The organism is Companilactobacillus halodurans (assembly GCF_009600985.1).
Taxonomy (GTDB): Bacteria; Bacillota; Bacilli; order Lactobacillales; family Lactobacillaceae; genus Companilactobacillus; species Companilactobacillus halodurans.
In genome coordinates, this window is the sequence record NZ_VDFP01000276.1 from 1 (window position 1) to 1,047 (window position 1,047).

Sequence of the window (1,047 nt, forward strand, 5' to 3'; positions counted from 1 at the left end):
TACCATCAACTCCATCTACTTGGAGCATTTCCAAAAGATTTCTATTAAAAATTTGATCAATCATCCAACCATTCAACAAGCCAATTGGATCATATTTACCGTTAAAGTAGGAACTAAAATAATGATGTGTCATTTGTTCAGCGGTAATGGTCTGCTCATATACTTCTCGAAAAATTTTGGATGTCATTAATCCTGTTTCTTCACCGTCTTGAAATCTTGATAGCAAAGAATCATGATTCTCTAATGAAAAAACAGCATCATATTCTTTAATATTTTCAGAAATCTTTTCAATTGTTTTATCTACTAAATTTGTATCGATCAAGTCCGGATCAACCGTAGCTAATTTTATCTCAAATGGTAGGTCAAACTTGTTTACTACGATACTTAGATATTTATATTCAGGCATATTTATCACTCCTTTTATCTAAAAAAAAATACGTATACTTATCTAACTTTTCGATAAGTATACGTACCAAATGTGATGAAAATATGACCAAACTTTGTAATTGCTTTGAAAATGTTTAAACTAGTTAATTTGTCTCTTTATTAGAATTCAATAGTAAATTCAAGATAATTGCTGAGAAACTTCCGACAACTAATCCGTTATTTAAAATCGTTTGAACAGTTGATGGAAGGAAGTGCAATAGTGTTGGTTGAACCGTTACACCAAGTCCCAAACTGATAGAAACAGCCATAATCATGATATTGTTATTAGTCATTTTAACTTTTGTGAGCATCTTGATTCCTTCAATACCACCGGTACCAAACATAATCAACATAGCTCCACCTAAAACAGCGTTTGGAATCAATTCAGCAACTGCTCCAACCTTAGGTATTAATCCCAAGATGATCAACAAGAAAGCTGAGAAATAAACTGGCTTATTCTTTTTAATACCAGACAATTGCACAACGGCAACATTTTGCGAGAAAGTTGAATATGGGAATGTATTAAAAATACCACCCAAGATAGCGGCCAAACCTTCTGAAGCATAGCCACGTTGTAAATCATCTTCACTTAATTTATCACCAGTCAATTCTGCCAAAGCA

Annotated in this window: 1 protein-coding gene and 1 pseudogene; both read right to left on the minus strand. The window is 32.8% G+C overall.

Annotated elements, in window-relative coordinates; translation table 11 throughout:
• A pseudogene (locus tag FHL06_RS14130) lies at nucleotides 1–406 on the minus strand (hypothetical protein); the annotation flags it as partial.
• A 124-nt stretch (nucleotides 407–530) separates the two neighbouring features.
• Nucleotides 531–1,047, minus strand: a 517-nt coding sequence (locus FHL06_RS14135; protein ID WP_192918043.1) for a solute carrier family 23 protein, incomplete at its 5' end; no start/stop codon positions are given.